Annotated in this window: 14 protein-coding genes; all 14 read left to right on the forward strand. The window is 63.3% G+C overall.

Annotated features, from left to right (window positions below):
• Positions 1–2: 2 nt before the first annotated feature.
• The 14 genes from flgL (at position 3) to fliJ (ending at position 15,476) form a co-directional block, all read left to right on the forward strand.
• On the forward strand, positions 3–1,229 hold the full coding sequence (gene flgL, locus OUZ30_RS19005) for a flagellar hook-associated protein FlgL (protein ID WP_266184022.1): 1,227 nt from the start codon (positions 3–5) through the stop codon (positions 1,227–1,229).
• A gap of 257 nt (positions 1,230–1,486) precedes the next feature.
• Positions 1,487–2,932: a flagellin N-terminal helical domain-containing protein gene (locus tag OUZ30_RS19010; RefSeq protein ID WP_266184023.1), complete on the forward strand. Its 1,446-nt coding sequence runs from the start codon at positions 1,487–1,489 to the stop codon at positions 2,930–2,932.
• Positions 2,933–3,403: 471 nt separating this feature from the next.
• A complete protein-coding gene (locus OUZ30_RS19015; RefSeq protein WP_266184024.1) occupies positions 3,404–4,840 on the forward strand; it encodes a flagellin N-terminal helical domain-containing protein in 1,437 nt (478 codons plus the stop codon).
• A gap of 196 nt (positions 4,841–5,036) precedes the next feature.
• Entirely contained in the window at positions 5,037–6,536 is a 1,500-nt protein-coding gene (fliD, locus tag OUZ30_RS19020; RefSeq protein WP_266184025.1) for a flagellar filament capping protein FliD, read from the forward strand.
• 16 nt (positions 6,537–6,552) lie between these two features.
• A complete protein-coding gene (gene fliS / locus OUZ30_RS19025) occupies positions 6,553–6,981 on the forward strand; it encodes a flagellar export chaperone FliS (protein WP_266184026.1) in 429 nt (142 codons plus the stop codon).
• A gap of 11 nt (positions 6,982–6,992) precedes the next feature.
• On the forward strand, positions 6,993–7,277 hold the full coding sequence (locus tag OUZ30_RS19030) for a flagellar protein FliT (RefSeq protein WP_486599074.1): 285 nt from the start codon (positions 6,993–6,995) through the stop codon (positions 7,275–7,277).
• Between the two features lie 98 nt (positions 7,278–7,375).
• Positions 7,376–7,933 (forward strand): PilZ domain-containing protein, encoded by a 558-nt coding sequence (locus tag OUZ30_RS19035; RefSeq protein ID WP_266184028.1) that lies wholly within the window; start codon positions 7,376–7,378, stop codon positions 7,931–7,933.
• 375 nt (positions 7,934–8,308) lie between these two features.
• Positions 8,309–9,733 (forward strand): sigma-54 dependent transcriptional regulator, encoded by a 1,425-nt coding sequence (locus tag OUZ30_RS19040; protein ID WP_266184029.1) that lies wholly within the window; start codon positions 8,309–8,311, stop codon positions 9,731–9,733.
• 73 nt (positions 9,734–9,806) lie between these two features.
• Entirely contained in the window at positions 9,807–10,130 is a 324-nt protein-coding gene (gene fliE, locus OUZ30_RS19045; protein ID WP_266184030.1) for a flagellar hook-basal body complex protein FliE, read from the forward strand.
• Positions 10,131–10,178: 48 nt separating this feature from the next.
• Positions 10,179–11,879, forward strand: coding sequence for a flagellar basal-body MS-ring/collar protein FliF (gene fliF / locus OUZ30_RS19050; RefSeq protein ID WP_266184031.1), 1,701 nt, complete (start codon positions 10,179–10,181; stop codon positions 11,877–11,879).
• Between the two features lie 165 nt (positions 11,880–12,044).
• Complete coding sequence (fliG, locus tag OUZ30_RS19055) at positions 12,045–13,037, forward strand: flagellar motor switch protein FliG (RefSeq protein ID WP_266184112.1); 993 nt, start codon at positions 12,045–12,047, stop codon at positions 13,035–13,037.
• Positions 13,034–13,684, forward strand: a complete 651-nt coding sequence (locus OUZ30_RS19060) for a flagellar assembly protein FliH (RefSeq protein WP_266184032.1) — start codon at positions 13,034–13,036, stop codon at positions 13,682–13,684. The genes fliG and OUZ30_RS19060 overlap by 4 nt, the downstream gene beginning before the upstream one ends.
• Positions 13,681–15,045, forward strand: coding sequence for a flagellar protein export ATPase FliI (gene fliI / locus OUZ30_RS19065; protein WP_266184033.1), 1,365 nt, complete (start codon positions 13,681–13,683; stop codon positions 15,043–15,045). The genes OUZ30_RS19060 and fliI overlap by 4 nt, the downstream gene beginning before the upstream one ends.
• Positions 15,042–15,476, forward strand: a complete 435-nt coding sequence (gene fliJ / locus OUZ30_RS19070) for a flagellar export protein FliJ (RefSeq protein WP_266184034.1) — start codon at positions 15,042–15,044, stop codon at positions 15,474–15,476. The genes fliI and fliJ overlap by 4 nt, the downstream gene beginning before the upstream one ends.
• Positions 15,477–15,513 lie beyond the last annotated feature (37 nt).

Here is a 15,513-nt window from a genome sequence, read left to right on the forward strand (position 1 = left end):
CCATGCGCCTTTCTACCAGCTGGATGTACCAGCAGTCGCTCAGCAATATGCTCAACCAGCAGAGCGCGTTGGCGACGACGCAGAACCAGGTTTCCACGGGTTCGCGCATCAACGTGGCTTCGGACGATCCGGCAGGCGCCGGCCAGGTGGTAAACCTCAATCACATCATCGCGGCGAACTCGCAGTACTCGGACAACATCAATAGCGCGACGACATCGCTGAACACCGAGGCCAGCACGCTTGGCTCGGTAAACAGCGTGCTAGACAGTGCTCGCACCCTTGCGTTGCAGGCCATCAACGGCACGCTTTCCGGCACCGATCGCAACAGCCTCGCGAGCCAGCTCAGTCAGATGCGCGACCAGTTGATTCAGCAGGCCAACAGTACTGACAGCAACGGGAATGCGTTGTTCGCTGGCACCAGCAGCGTCACGACGCCGTTTCAGGTCGGCGTGAACGGCACGGTGAGCTATCAGGGTAATAGTGGGCAGCAGCGCGCTGCGGTCGGATCGGGCCTGCAGATCGCCACCAATGATTCAGGCGCCGGCCTCTTCATGAATATTCCCACCGGCAACGGTACCTTCGTGGCGAGCGCAGGCGCGGCCAATACCGGGACGCTCGTGGTGGGGGCGAACAGCGTGACCGATCAGGCGGCCTGGAGTGCAGGTGCAGCCACCAGTGGCGGCGGTTATACGATCGCGTTTGGCGCAGGCAACACCTGGACGGCAAACAATGCCACCGGCAGTCCCGTGCTCGACAGCAGCGGCAACCCGGTGGGCGGCACCTACCAGGATGGCGGCGCGATCAGCTTCAATGGCATGTCGATTTCCATGAGCGGCACGCCTGCTGCGGGGGATACGGTGTCGGTGCAAGCGGGTGGCCAGCAGGACGTATTCTCCACGCTCAGCAACATGATCAATGCACTGCAGGGTGGTGGCAGCGATACCCAGCTGACCAATGTGATGAGTCGCCAGGTCGAATCGATCGATCAGGTGCAATCCACTCTGAGCGCGGCGCAAGTCGCGATTGGCGGCCGCCTCGATACGCTGCAGGCACAGCAAAGCTCCTATCAGGACCTCAATGTCACCTACCAGTCTGCGCTGTCGGATGTGCAGAACGTGGACGCGTACGCGGCGATCAGCAAACTTTCACTGCAATCCACCGCGTTGCAGGCCTCGCAGCAGGTGTTCGCGCAGGTGAAGTCGATGAGCTTGTTCAACTACATCAAGTAATAGACGAGACAGACCACGCTTCACGCGATGACGAAGGAGGGCTACGAAACGTTGGTTTTGCGATGAATGTGCCATGCCGAAACACTGGGGTGGCGCATGCGAGAAGCGAGCTGCATCACGGAATGGCGGCCGTTTGCTCAAGAAATCGCATGAGGGGTCGAAAAGCTGACCGAGGCGGATGGCATTCCACAAAGGGGACCTTGCCGCCGGTAGCTAAAGAGCCAACGAACCGGCCAACGGTTCTGTAGGAGAAATCCATGTCACTCGTTATCAATACCAATATCTCGTCGCTGATGGCGCAGAACAACCTGACCAAGTCGCAGAGTGCCTTGTCGTCGGCTACTCAGCGCCTGTCGTCGGGCATGAAGATCAACAGCGCGGCCGACAACGCGGCCGGCTTCGCCATTTCGCAGCGCTATACCACGCAGATCGGCGGCCTGAACCAGGCCAGCGCGAACGCCAGCGACGCCATCAACCTGGCCCAGACCGCCGGTTCCGCCCTGGACCAGGTCACCGCCAACCTGCAGGCGATCCGCGACCTGGCCGTGCAGTCGGCCAACGGCACCTATACCAGCACCGACCGCTCGTCGATCGACCAGGAAGTGCAGCAGCGCCTGGCGGAAATCACCCGTATCGCCAACCAGACCACGTTCAACGGTTCGAACGTGCTGGACGGCTCGATGAAGACCAAGAGCTTCCAGATCGGCGCCTCCGTCGGTCAGACCATCAGCGTGAGCCTGGGCACCAGCGTGAAGGCCAGTGCCATGGGCCAGGTGGCGGAAGTGTCTTCCGGCACGATGGCGCTTGGTGGCTCGGCTACGGGCACGGGCCCGGCGGCGGCCTTCAACTTTACCGGTGCGGCCGCACAGACGTTCACCGTCGACGGCAACTCCGTCACGGTCAACACGAACGTCACCAATGAAGCTGGTTTGGCAACGGCCGTCCAGAATTCTCTGAATAGCAGTTCGCCGGGCAGCTATTCGGTGAGCGTCGACGCGGGCACGGGTGGCCTGAAAATCGCCAATAATTCGTTGGGTGGAGCTGCGCCGGTCGTAGGTGGCGTCGCAGCTGCCGTCACTGCTGTGTTCGGTGGTGCCCCGACCACGGCTGCTGCGCCTAGCCTCGCTGGCGAGGGCCTGCAGATCAATGGCACCAACATCGACCTTAGTGGTGCCAAGAGTCTGCAGGACATCTCCGATGCGATCAATGCGACGGGTCTCGCCGGCGTGAGCGCAGCCGTAAACGGCGCTGGCAACGGCATCAATTTCTACTCTTCCTCAAGTAGCGGATTGCAGATCACCGACACGGGCAAGAACATCATCAACGCGAATGCGCAGGATGCGGTCGCGGGCGCACTCTACACCGCTGGAACGCAGGCTACGGTTGGCGGCTCGCTGGCGACGGGCAACGTGCAGTCGGTGGACAGTGCGAACGACCTGATCTCGCGCGTTGACGTGGCCTTGCAGACGGTCAGCAACTTCGCCGCTCAGCTGGGCGCGGTGCAGAACCGCTTCCAGTCCACCATCTCCACGGTGGCGGCGCAGACCACGAACCTGCAGGCCTCGCAGTCGACCATCCGCGACGCAGACTTCGCGGCCGAGACGGCGAACATGAGCAAGGCCAACGTGTTGCAGCAGGCGGGTATTTCGGTGCTGGCCCAGGCCAACTCGAACCCGCAGCAGGTGCTGAAGTTGTTGCAGTAACGGACGCAAGCGACGTCGCGACTCCCTCGGGTCGCGGCGTCGTGCGACCGGTTTCACCGGCGGGCGGTTGGCAAACCCAACCGTCAGCCATGACAGGAGCCACCGGCAAAGTCCTTGGATGACGAGGATTTCGCCGGGTGCTCGAAACGTCTCGTCGTTGCGCGGACGCCATTTCGTCGTCCAGCAAGGATGGGGCGAAGGTGCTTCGCGGTCACGACTAGGCGGTCGTGCGCCGCGGCAATGGATGGATGAGGGCTGTGAAATCGTGGCTTTGGCGCTAGAGGCGCTGCATGTGGAACAAGTTCGACGCGTGCGTAAGGTGAGATGCATCACGAAGTGGCGTCGAATGGTTCAAGTAATGGCAGCAGAGGCCGAAAAGCTAGTCGAGGCGGATGGCATTCCACACGGGAATCCTTGCCGCCGGCATATACAAAGCCAACAAACCGGTTAACGGTCCCGTAGGAGAAGTCCATGTCTCTCGTTATCAATACCAACATCTCGTCGCTGATGGCGCAGAACAACCTGACCAAGTCGCAGAGTGCCTTGTCGTCGGCTACTCAGCGCCTGTCGTCGGGCCTGAAGATCAACAGCGCGGCCGACAACGCCGCCGGCTTTGCCATTTCGCAGCGCTATACCACGCAGATCGGCGGCCTGAACCAGGCCAGCGCGAACGCCAGCGACGCCATCAACCTGGCCCAGACCGCCGGTTCCGCACTGGACCAGGTCACCGCCAACCTGCAGGCGATCCGCGACCTGGCCGTGCAGTCGGCCAACGGCACCTATACAAGCACCGACCGCGCCTCGATCGACCAGGAAGTGCAGCAGCGCCTGGCGGAAATCACCCGTATCGCCAACCAGACCACGTTCAATGGTTCGAACGTGCTGGACGGCTCGATGAAGACCAAGAGCTTCCAGATCGGCGCCTCCGTCGGTCAGACCATCAGCGTGAGCCTGGGCACCAGCGTCAAGGCCAGTGCCGTGGGCCAGGTGGCGGAAGTGTCGACGGGCAGCATCAACACCGGCACCGGCTTTACGCTGGCTTCCGGCGCCTTGACGGTGAACGTCGGCGGTGCGGGTGCAGTCAGCGTCGCAGCGGGCACCTACAAGTCGGTGTCCGGTCTGGCGTCCGCGATCAACACGGCGGCCGGCAGCAATATCGCCGCCGTGGACGCCACTACGGGCGAGCTCAAGATCACCGGTCCCGCGGGTGGTGTCGCGTTCGGTGGCGCCGCTCAGCTTGCCTTGGGCATCACGGCGAACGTTGCCGCTGCTGGCACGGGTGCGTCGACTGCGGCTGTCGCCTCCACCGGTGATCCGTCCAACGAGACCCTCACGATCAACGGTACGAAGGTCAGCCTGGCCGGTGCGCAGAGCCTGCAGGACGTGTCCGACGCCGTCAACGCTGCGGGTATCGCGGGCGTCAGCGCCGCGGTGAACGGCAACGGCAACGGACTGAATTTCTACTCGTCGTCCGCACTGACCATCAGTGACACCGTGGGCACCACGAACGTGGCTGGCCCCATCATTGCTGGCAACGCGAAGGACGCCAACACGGGTCTGGCTTATGTTGCCGGTAATGCAGCCTCCACCGGCGGTTCGCTGGCGACGGGCAACGTGCAGTCGGTGGACAGTGCGAACGACCTGATCTCGCGCGTTGACGTGGCCTTGCAGACGGTCAGCAACTTCGCCGCTCAGCTGGGCGCGGTGCAGAACCGCTTCCAGTCCACCATCTCGACGGTGGCGGCGCAGACCACCAACCTGCAGGCCTCGCAGTCGACCATCCGCGACGCAGACTTCGCGGCCGAAACGGCGAACATGAGCAAGGCCAACGTGTTGCAGCAGGCGGGTATCTCGGTGCTGGCCCAGGCCAACTCCAACCCGCAGCAGGTGCTGAAGCTGTTGCAGTAACGGACGCAAGCGACGTCGCGACTCTCCCGGGTTGCATCGTCGTGCGGCCGGTTTTATCGGCTGGCGGTTGGCACACCCAACCGCCAGCTATCACGGGAGCCACCGGCAAAGTCCTTGGATGACGAGGGTTTTGCCGGGGGCTCGGAGCTCCCCGTCACAAGACGGGGCCTGTTCGGGAAATAGATAAGGCAGTGCGATGACCACGTCCAGCGCTACGTCCGGCAGCAGCTTGAGTTCGCTGCTCAGCCAGCTCACCAGCAACACCAGCACCGGTTCCGGCAGTTCGTCCAGTAGCTCTTCCAGCAGTTCGTCCTCAAGCAGCGCGGCTGGCGGCACGATCACCTCGCTGGGTATCGGCTCGGGTCTGGACGTCAATTCCATCGTCACTGCACTGGTCAATGCACGCCAGGCGGCACCGCAACAGCAGATCACCGATCGGACGAACCAGATCAACAGCACCCTGGGCGGACTCAATTCGCTCAGCTCGGTGCTGAGCCAGTTGCAGAGTTCGCTGGCCACGCTGACGTCGATCAATACGTTCAGCAGCTACAACGCCACGCTGACACCGACCGGTGGCAGCGCGAGCATTGGCGCCGCGACGACGATGTCCAGTGCGCAGCCGGGAACGTACACCGTTGCGGTGAGCCAACTGGCCACGGCGCAGCAGCGTGCGAGCGGCACATTCGCGTCCACGGCTGCAGTCGGCGCCGGGACGCTGAATGTCACCGTCGGTTCGAACACGATGAAGATCAGCGTGTCCGCCACCAACAGCTTGTCGGACATTGCCTCGGCCATCAATGGTTCGTCCTCGAACCCGGGCGTGACCGCCACGATCATCAATGGCGTGAATGGCCAGCAGTTGATGCTCAGCTCGAGCAAGACTGGCGTGGCCAATGCTTTTTCGGTGAGCGCGAGCAGCGACAGTGGCAGCGGTCTTCAGTCCCTCGCCACGACACTCAATACGGCAGGCAGCAATGAGGCGGTCGATGCAAAGCTGACGATCAACGGCATCACCGTCGACAGCGCGACGAATACCGTGTCGGGAGCGATGGATGGCGTCACCCTCAACCTGACCTCCACCGGCACCAATACCCTGACGGTGTCGCGGGACAATACGGCGGCCCAAAGCGCGATTCAGGGCTTCGTCACGGCGTACAACAGCTATGTGAGCACGGCGTCTTCGCTGTCCAGCTTCGACAGCACCAGCGGCTCGGCCGGCATTTTGCTTGGCGACACCACGTTGACGTCGGTGCAGCGCCAGATCTCGTCGGTGCTGAGCAACGCGGTCAAGGGCAACAGCATCGGTACGCTCGCCAATCTGGGCATTACCCGGCAGGCGGATGGTACGTTGAGCGTCGATTCGACGAAGCTGAATGCCGCTTTGTCCACCAATACCAGCGCCGTGCAGAATTTGTTCAATGGCACCGGCGGATACGCGACCAAATTAAGCACGGCGCTCACTGCTTATACGTCGAGCAATGGCGTCATCGGTACACGGGTTACCAGCCTCAATGGCCAGTTGACCCAGCTCGGTACTCAGCAGACCGCACTGAATAACCGCATGGCGACGTATCAGAAACAGCTGCAATCTCAGTACACCACGCTGGACACCATGATGTCCCAGCTCAACAACACCAGCAGCTACCTGACCACGGCGCTTGCGCAGCTGACCAACTCGAACAGCTCGAAGAACTAAGCCAAGGATAGCGACGATGAGCTACGGATACATGCGCAACGCCAGCGCAGCCTACCAGGACACCAGTGCACGCGGCAGCGTCGAAGGTGCCGACCGCCACCAGCTGACCACCATGCTGTACGACGGCATGGTCGACCGCATCAATCAGGCACGTGGCGCCATGCGTCGAGGCGATGTTCCCGCCAAGGGCACGCATTTCGCGCGCGCATTCGCCATCCTGGGCGAGTTGCGTGGCAGCCTCGATCATGAGGCCGGCGGCGCGTTGGCCACGCGTCTGGATTCTCTCTACGACTACATCGCCCGCCGCCTGTTGCAAGCCCAGCTCAACGATGACGAACGGGCGCTGGACGAAGTCATCGAGCTGATCAACCCCGTGCGCGATGCGTGGCGTCAAATACGTGACACCTACCTTGCAACACAGGTCGGCGCTGGTACGGCGGCATGATGGCTGGGGCGATGGGAGCTGGCGACATCCTCGACATAAGCGCGCACATGTTGGCGTCAGCCCGCGCAGGTGCCTGGGATGAGGTGACGTCACAGAGCGCCGAGCGCGATCGCTTGCTTCGCCTATTGCCACTATCAGGCACGTCCGCGCTGGATACGATGACGACCTTGTTGGCACACAACGAGGAGGTCAAGACCCTGGTGGCCAAGGCGCGCGATGATCTTGGTGAGGCGCTTGGTCAGCACCAGCATTCGCACCGGGCCCTCAATGCCTATCTGCATGCCGCGATCGATTGACGCGACGTTATTGCGATAACCCTGGCAGAAGGGCGCATAATTTCCTTAGGCAGGGTGGCCAGCGTTGCCGCCCATGAGCCGAACCGATCGAGGGGCACATGCAAGACGATTTCTGGCAGACGTTTTCCGAGCGAGTCACCTATGAAGATGGCTTGCACGCGAGTTGCGTGGCCTCATCTTCCCCTATCGGAGACTTGCAGCTGATCGCATTGCGCGAGCGCAACCTGAACGTGCTCGGCACGCTGGCGGCGTTTGGCGAGCGACGCAGTGATGCCACCGACGACGAGAGCCCGATGACGCAGGAGATGTTGCGCCTGGACAACAAGCTCAACGTCATGATGGCCATGCTCGATCAGCTGCTGCAGCGAGGCGCCGATTTGCCGCCGCGCCAGTTCATTCGATTCAACGCTACCGGTGCCTTGTTGCCGACCACGCTTTGGCCCGACCGTGCCGTGAGTGGATTGTTGAAGCTGCACTTCGATGGCTGCATGGCGTTGCCATTGGAGCTTCCGGCACGACTCGTGCAAGAGCGTGATGGCGGTCACGTTTTCGTTGCCTTCGAATCCTTGGGCGACGCGACATGTGACGCACTTGAGCGGCTCGTGTTTCGCCATCACCGACGCAAAGTGGCAGAAAGTCGCCAGGCCTCCGTGTAAGCGCCTTCTTACGACTGCTGCCTTATGTGACCGCCATCACGTTACGAAAAGTCGGCGGGAAAATTCTTTGACGCAGATCTCGGAAAGGTGCCGCTTCAGGTCACCTTTCCCTCGTTCGCATGCGCATCAATTGCCCAATGGATTCAGTGGGATGCGGCAAACGTTTGCGCATCCCCCATTTCCTTGCGTGCACATGTGACGTAGACCGGCACGACCGCTCACGGTCGGGCGACAAAATTCCGCCCTGTGCTGGCCCTCTTTTTGCTGAATGACTCCTGAGAGCCGTAAGAGCGCGACGGCGGAATATCGACACGCCAGTCGCGCCGTCGAGGGTTAGGGGTCCAACCGATGAAGCAGCACGCACGAGAGTCATACATGGGCAAGTTCGACGTACTGGTGATCGAGTCCGATCACCGCAGGGCGGAGTCAGTCGTTTCGGCGCTGCAGTTCCTCGGCTATCGCCCGCAGCGTGGTGAAGACTGTGCCGAAGTGGAGCAGGCAACCCACGCGTGGCGCGCGGTCTATGTAGGCAATGTCGTCGATGCGGTGGAAGCAGAGCGTCAATTCGCCTTGTTGGGAGGCGACGCAGGGCATGCGCTGGTACTGCTGGCCGCCGATTCAGAATGGGCGTCGAGGCTGGCTGCGAATTCATCACCGTTCGCCGCGCGCGTGGGCGTCATCGAATTTCCTCTTCGTTATGAACAGCTTACCGATGCCTTGCGCGGGTCACAGGCGCAGGCCGGTGCTCGTCGCAGCGAAGTGCGTCTGGCCGGCAACTCTGGTCCCATGGCCAGCGTGAATGCACTGGTTCGCCAGGTGGCGCCGTTCGATTCCAGCGTCCTGGTGCTGGGTGAATCGGGTACCGGCAAAGAGATGGTGGCGCGCAGTATTCATGAGTGTTCGTCGCGTCGCGACAAGCCGTTCGTGGCGATCAATTGCGGCGCGATTCCGGCCGAACTGCTTGAAAGCGAACTGTTTGGCCATGAAAAGGGTGCGTTCACCGGCGCGATCAGCACCCGCAAGGGCCGCTTCGAGATGGCCGAGGGAGGCACGCTGTTCCTCGATGAAATCGGCGACATGAGCCTGCCGATGCAGGTCAAGCTGTTACGCGTACTGCAGGAGCGTGCCTTCGAACGCGTCGGCAGCAACCGCACCCAGCGCTGCGACGTTCGCATCATTGCCGCGACCCATCGGAACCTGGAGGCCGCCATTGCCGATGGTCGGTTCCGCGAGGATCTGTTCTATCGCCTGAGCGTATTTCCGTTGGAGATGCCGGCGCTGCGCGAGCACCTGGAGGATCTGCCGGAACTGGTGGCTGAGTTCAACCAGCGCCTGTCGCGTCGCGGTCTTGCCGGCGTTCGCTTCAGCGCAGGCGCCATGCATGCGCTGCACGGTTATACCTGGCCAGGCAACGTGCGCGAGCTTTACAACCTGGTGGAACGCCTCTCCATCCTGTACCCGCACAGCGAGGTGCGGGTCAGCGATCTGCCGGAAAAATATCGCGGCCAGCAGATCATCGAGGAAGTGCGTGGCACGGCCTTGCTGTCATTGATGGTGGGACAGTCGAGCGTGATGTCCGAACCGATGACGGTGGTGTCGTCCGATTCGCTGGTGATGTTGCCGGAAGGCGGGCTCGATCTGAAGGACCACCTGGCGGACATCGAAGTGGGCCTGATCCGTCAAGCGCTTGACGTCACCGGTGGCGTCGTCGCGCATGCCGCGAAACTGTTGCGCATGCAGCGCACGACCTTGGTGGAGAAGCTGCGCAAGTACGGGTTGCAGCCGAGTTTGCAGGCCTGATGACGCAAGTCTTACGTATGGCACGGCTTGTGCAGTTACAGCTCAGTTTCCCGTCACGCGTTGGAATTCCGTCATGACCCAGATCGACGTCAACAGCCTGCTGTCGCAGATGCGCCAGCTTTCTTCGCAAGCCAATTCACCCGAACAATCGTTCACTGCAGCGACACCGGCACAAACTGATTTTTCCAGCCTGTTGAAGCAATCCATTTCATCCGTGGGCGACACGCAGATGGAAGCGGGCCGCATGGCCGCCAGTTTCGAGCGCGGCGAACCGGGTGCCGATCTCGGCCGCACGATGGTCGCCGTGCAAAAGGCCGACCTGTCGTTGAACACGCTGACCCAAGTGCGCAACAAGCTCGTCGACGCCTACAACAACATCATGAATATGCCGGTCTGACCGGTTCCATGACGCCGCCCTCCCTTCCCCAGAGCACGAGCAGTCTTCATGGCCGATAACGCCCTAGCGACGACCGACGAAAAGGCCGGTGCTCGCCTGGATCTCAAACAGCTTGCCCGCACGCCGGCAACGCGTCAGCTGTTGCTGCTTTTCGGTGTGGCGGGCGCGGTCGCGCTGGGCGTGGCCGTGGTGTTGTGGTCGCGCGGTCCCAATTACGGCTTGCTGTATACCGGCCTCGAACAGAAAGATGCGGCTGCGGTAACGCAGGCGCTGCAGGCTTCCAACACGCCTTACACGCTGGGTCCTGATGGCAATTCGATCATGGTGCCGGCGTCCGATCTGGCGGCGATTCGCCTGAAGCTCGCCGCGCAGGGTTTGCCGCAAGGAAGTGCCTCCAGTACCGCAGCGCCCGGTGGCGATTCGCCGTTTGGCATGAGCGATCTGGCCGAGCGCACGCGCTACCAGCAGATGCTGGAGTCGGACCTGGGTAGCACGATCGCGGGCCTGCAATCGGTACGTGCAGCAAGAGTGCACCTGGCGCTGCCCAAGCCATCGGCGTTCATTCGCGACAGTCACGAGGCCAGCGCGTCGGTGCTGGTTACGCTGTATCCGGGGCGCCAGCTCGATGCGAGCCAGGTGGCGGCGATCGTGCATCTGGTCGCATCGAGCGTACCCAACCTCGATCCCAAGCAGGTGTCGGTGGTCGACCAGCAAGGCCAGCTGCTGACCAGCACGGATCCAGGCAGCGCCAGTGCGGTGGGCGATACGCGCCTGCGTCTGGCGACGCGCATCGAGAACACCTATGCGCAACGCATCGAAGAACTACTGACGCCGCTGGTCGGGCCAGGCAAGGTGCGTGCGCAGGTCTACGCAGACCTCGATTTCAGCGAGACCGAGAAGGCCACCGAAACCTACGGTCACGACCACCCCGCGTTGCGCAGTGAACAGACCAGCAGCGAGCAGCGCACGGGCAGCGCCAGCGATGGCGGCATTGCAGGTGCGCTCAGCAACCAACCGCCCAATGCCGTGGCACAGCCGACGGCCGCGCGCCCAACGGCGGGCAAGACTCCCGGCAAGGCCGGTGCTACGGCGACCGCGGAACAGTCCAATGGTCCGGGTGAGACGACCAGCAGCGCCACGCGCAATTACGAACTGGATCGCACCATCAGTCATGTCAGCGATCCGGCCGGCCGGCTTGCCCGCCTCACCGTGGCGGTGGTGGTGGACAACAAGAGCGTGCCAGGCGAGAAGGGCAACAAGAGCGTGCCGTTCACCCCGCAGGAACTGGAGCACCTCACCACGCTTGCGCGCAATGCAGTGGGCTACAACGAGGCTCGCGGCGATAACGTCAGCGTGATCAACCAGCCCTTCCATCAGGACGTCGCGGGTGATGCTGCGCCGCCGCCGCTGGCGTTCTGGGAACGGCCCGGCATGCTCGACCTGATCAAGCAGGGCATCGGCGTGTTGATTGCGCTGCTGGTTGCCTTCGGCCTGCTGCGACCACTGCTGCGTGGTCTGAGCCGGGCGCCGGCACCGGGCCAGGGCCTGGCGCTGGCGCAGCAGCCGACGCCGTCGACGATTTCCATTCGTGTGGACGACGATGACGATGGCGATGACATGGCCCGCCTGGCCGTGCCGCCGGCGATCGCCTACGAACAGCGCATTGGGCTGGCGCGCCGCATGGTCAGCGAAAATCCGAAACAGGTGGCGCAGGTGGTCAAGAACTGGGTGGTCGAAGATGGCGGTTGACGACTCGCGCATCACGCCATCGCGCGCCACCGGCGTCGCGTGGCTTCGGAAAGCACCCGCACGGTCGATATGCCGTGGGAACGCCGCGCGCATCGTCGTGGCACATCGACCCGGTAAGGGCACCCCATCAAGCGGGCGGAACGGACTATGAAGGCAGACACGCAAATCGGCGGCGCGCAGCGCGCCGCCATCCTGCTGCTCACCCTGGGCGAGCAGGACGCCGCCGAGGTGCTGAAACACCTCAGTGCGCGTGATGTACAGGCGGTCGGTTCGGCCATGGCCAGCCTCACCAATGTGTCGCGAGACCAGGTGGAGCAGGTACTCGCTCGACTCAACGACGATATGGGGCGCCACACGTCCCTGGGTGTCGGCACCGAGGAATACATTCGCAAGATCCTGGTCAACGCGCTGGGCGAGAGCAAGGCAGGGGGGCTGATCGACCGCATCCTGTTGGGCCGCTCCAGCAAGGGCCTGGAATCGCTGAAGTGGATGGAGAGCCGTGCTATCGCCGAAATGATCAGCCAGGAACATCCGCAGATCATCGCGCTGGTGCTGGCCCATCTCGAACCCGACCAGGCCGCCGAAGTCATCGGCTACCTGCCGCCGCGCGTGCGCAGCGATGCGGTGATGCGTATCGCCACGCTCGATGGCGTGCAGCCGCATGCGCTCAATGAGCTGGACGAAATCATGGAGCGCCAGTTCTCCGGCAACACCAAGAAACTTAAATCCGCCAGCGTCGGTGGCCTCAAGGCCGCCGCCAATATTCTCAACGCGATGGAAACCACGCGCGAGAACGAGCTGATGACGGCCATCCGCACGCATGATTCGAGCCTGGGTGGGCGGATCGAAGAGCTGATGTTCGTGTTCGAGGATCTCGGCGACCTGGACGACCGCAGCATGCAGACGCTGCTGCGCGAAGTGCCGACGGCACGCCTGGTCACCGCACTCAAGGGGGCCGAGCCCGGTGTACGGGAAAAGATCTTCGCCAACATGTCCAAGCGCGCGGCCGACATGCTGCGCGACGACCTGGAAGTATCCGGTCCGGTGCGTCTGAGCGAAGTCGATTCCGCGCAGAAGGAAGTGCTCGCCATCGCACGCAAGCTCGCCGATTCGGGTGCGATCAATCTCTCCGGCACGGGTGACGAGTTGGTGGCATGAGCGCAGTCCTCGATCGCGACAACGTCATCACGTTCCAGCGCTGGCTGCCACCCGAAATGGGTGCGCCGCCCGTCGAGGAGGTCGCACCCGCCGAGCCGGTGGCGCAGCCCACCGTGCGTGAGCTCGAAGCGCTGCAACAGCAGGCGCGCGACGAGGGTTACGCTGCCGGCCACGTGGAAGGCCTGGCTGCCGCGCGCGATGTGCTGAATGAGCGCCTCGCGCGGCTCGACCGGGTCCTGGAAGCCGCGGCGCGACCGCTGCGATCCATGGATGAACTGGTGGAACTTGAACTGGCACGCCTGGCCATGACCGTGGCGCGCCAGGTCGTGGCGCACGAGTTGCGTACGTCGCCCGACCTGGTGGTCGAGGCCGTGCGCCAGGCCGTGCTGGCCATGCCGGCGGCCACCGCGAAATTGCGCGTGCGCCTGCATCCGGACGATCTTGCCCTGCTGCGCTCGCTGCATGTGGCCGAGCCCGATTGGGTGCTGGTCGCCGATGGCACGCTGGAGCGCGGCGACTGCATGCTCGAAAGCGAGCGCTCGCGCCTGGATTCACGGGTGGATACACGCATGGCCGCGGTGGTTGACGCCGTGCTCGGCGCCGAGGCGGAAGACATCGACGCCGATGCCGACGAGGTGCGCGGATGAATCCGCCAGTCGGCCACTCGCCGGCAAGCTTGTGGCAGGAGCGGTTGGCGCGACGTCGTCAACGTGCCGTCGATACGCGCATACTCACGGTCGAAGGTCGCCTGCGCCGGGTGGTCGGGCTGACGCTTGAGGCCGAAGGTTGCGAGGCACCGCTAGGCGCACGCTGCATGGTCGCCACGGCTGACGGCAACGAACTTGATACCGAAGTGGTTGGCTTTGCCGATGAGCGTCTGTTGCTGATGCCGGTGACCGAGATGCATGGCGTGCTGCCGAATGCACGCGTGCGTCCGTGCGCACACACCAGCGGTCTACCCGTCGGCATGGCCTTGCTTGGCCGGGTGATCGGCGCGGACGGTGTGCCACTTGACGGCATGGGGCCGCTCGACGTGGAAGAGCACGCCTCGCTCAAGCGCGAGCCGATCAATCCGATGGCGCGCAAGCCCATCGATACGCCCCTGGATACCGGCGTGCGTGCCATTAACGCCTTGCTGAGCGTCGGTCGTGGCCAACGCCTGGGCTTGTTCGCCGGCTCCGGCGTCGGCAAATCGACCCTGCTTGGCATGATGACGCGCTACACCGATGCCGACGTCGTGGTGGTCGGGTTGATTGGCGAGCGCGGTCGTGAAGTCAAGGAATTCGTCGAACACACGCTGGGCGCCGAAGGCCGGGCACGTGCCGTCATCGTGGCGGCTCCCGCCGATGCGCCGCCGCTCAAGCGTTTGCGTGGCGCGCAGTACGCGACCGCGATTGCCGAGTGGTTCCGTGACCGTGGCCAGCGCGTACTGCTATTGATGGATTCGATCACGCGCTATGCGCAGGCGCAGCGCGAGATTGCCCTGGCCATCGGTGAACCGCCCGCGACCAAGGGCTATCCGCCGTCGGTATTCGCCATGCTGCCGGCGCTGGTCGAGCGCGCAGGCAACGACGCCGAAGGCCGCGGTTCGATTACCGCGTTCTATACCGTGCTGACCGAAGGCGACGACTACCGCCACGATCCCATTGCCGATGCCTCACGCGCGATTCTTGACGGCCATATCGTGCTGTCACGCGATCTGGCCGAGGCGGGCCACTACCCCGCCATCGATATCGAGGCGTCGATCAGCCGCGTGATGCCTGCGGTGGTGACGCGTGAGCATTTGCGCGCGGCACAGCGATTCCGGCAGGTCTACTCGGCGTATCGCCAGCAACGCGACTTGATCGCCGTCGGTGCCTATCAGAAGGGTTCCGATCCCCAGGTCGATCACGCGATCACGATGTGGCCGCGCCTGCGCGATTTCCTGCAGCAAGAGGTGGATGCGCCGATGACGCTTGGCGACGCCATCGCCGGACTCGAGCTGCTCACCGCCGGAGGCACGCCGTGACATCGCGTGCGAATCGCCTGCAACCCGCTGCCGACGTGGCACGCGAGCGCCAGGAAACGGCCATGCAGCGACTCGCCGAGCAGCAGCAACGCGTCGCCAAGGCCGAGCAACAGCTGGCCGAGCTGCGACGCTACCGGGAGGAATATGCCGATACCTCGGGTGGTGTCAGCGTGACCGCCTTGCTCAACCGCCGCCAGTTCGTGGAACGCATCGACCAGGTGATCGCCCAGCAAACTACCGAGGTTGCCCGACAGCACCGGCAACTCGACCACGTCCGCAGCCAGTGGCACGACGCACACTCACGTGAGCGGGCGCTGGGCAGCGTGATCGATCGTTATCGTGAACAAGAGCGCCAGAGCGAGGATCGCCGCGAGCAAGCCGAGATCGACGAACGCATGCAGCATCGTCGGCCCGCGCGGGGATGGTCATGATGAAGACACCGCATTCCCATGCTTCTTTGGAGATATC

It is taken from the genome of Dyella humicola, from assembly GCF_026283945.1.
Lineage (GTDB): Bacteria > Pseudomonadota > Gammaproteobacteria > Xanthomonadales > Rhodanobacteraceae > Dyella > Dyella humicola.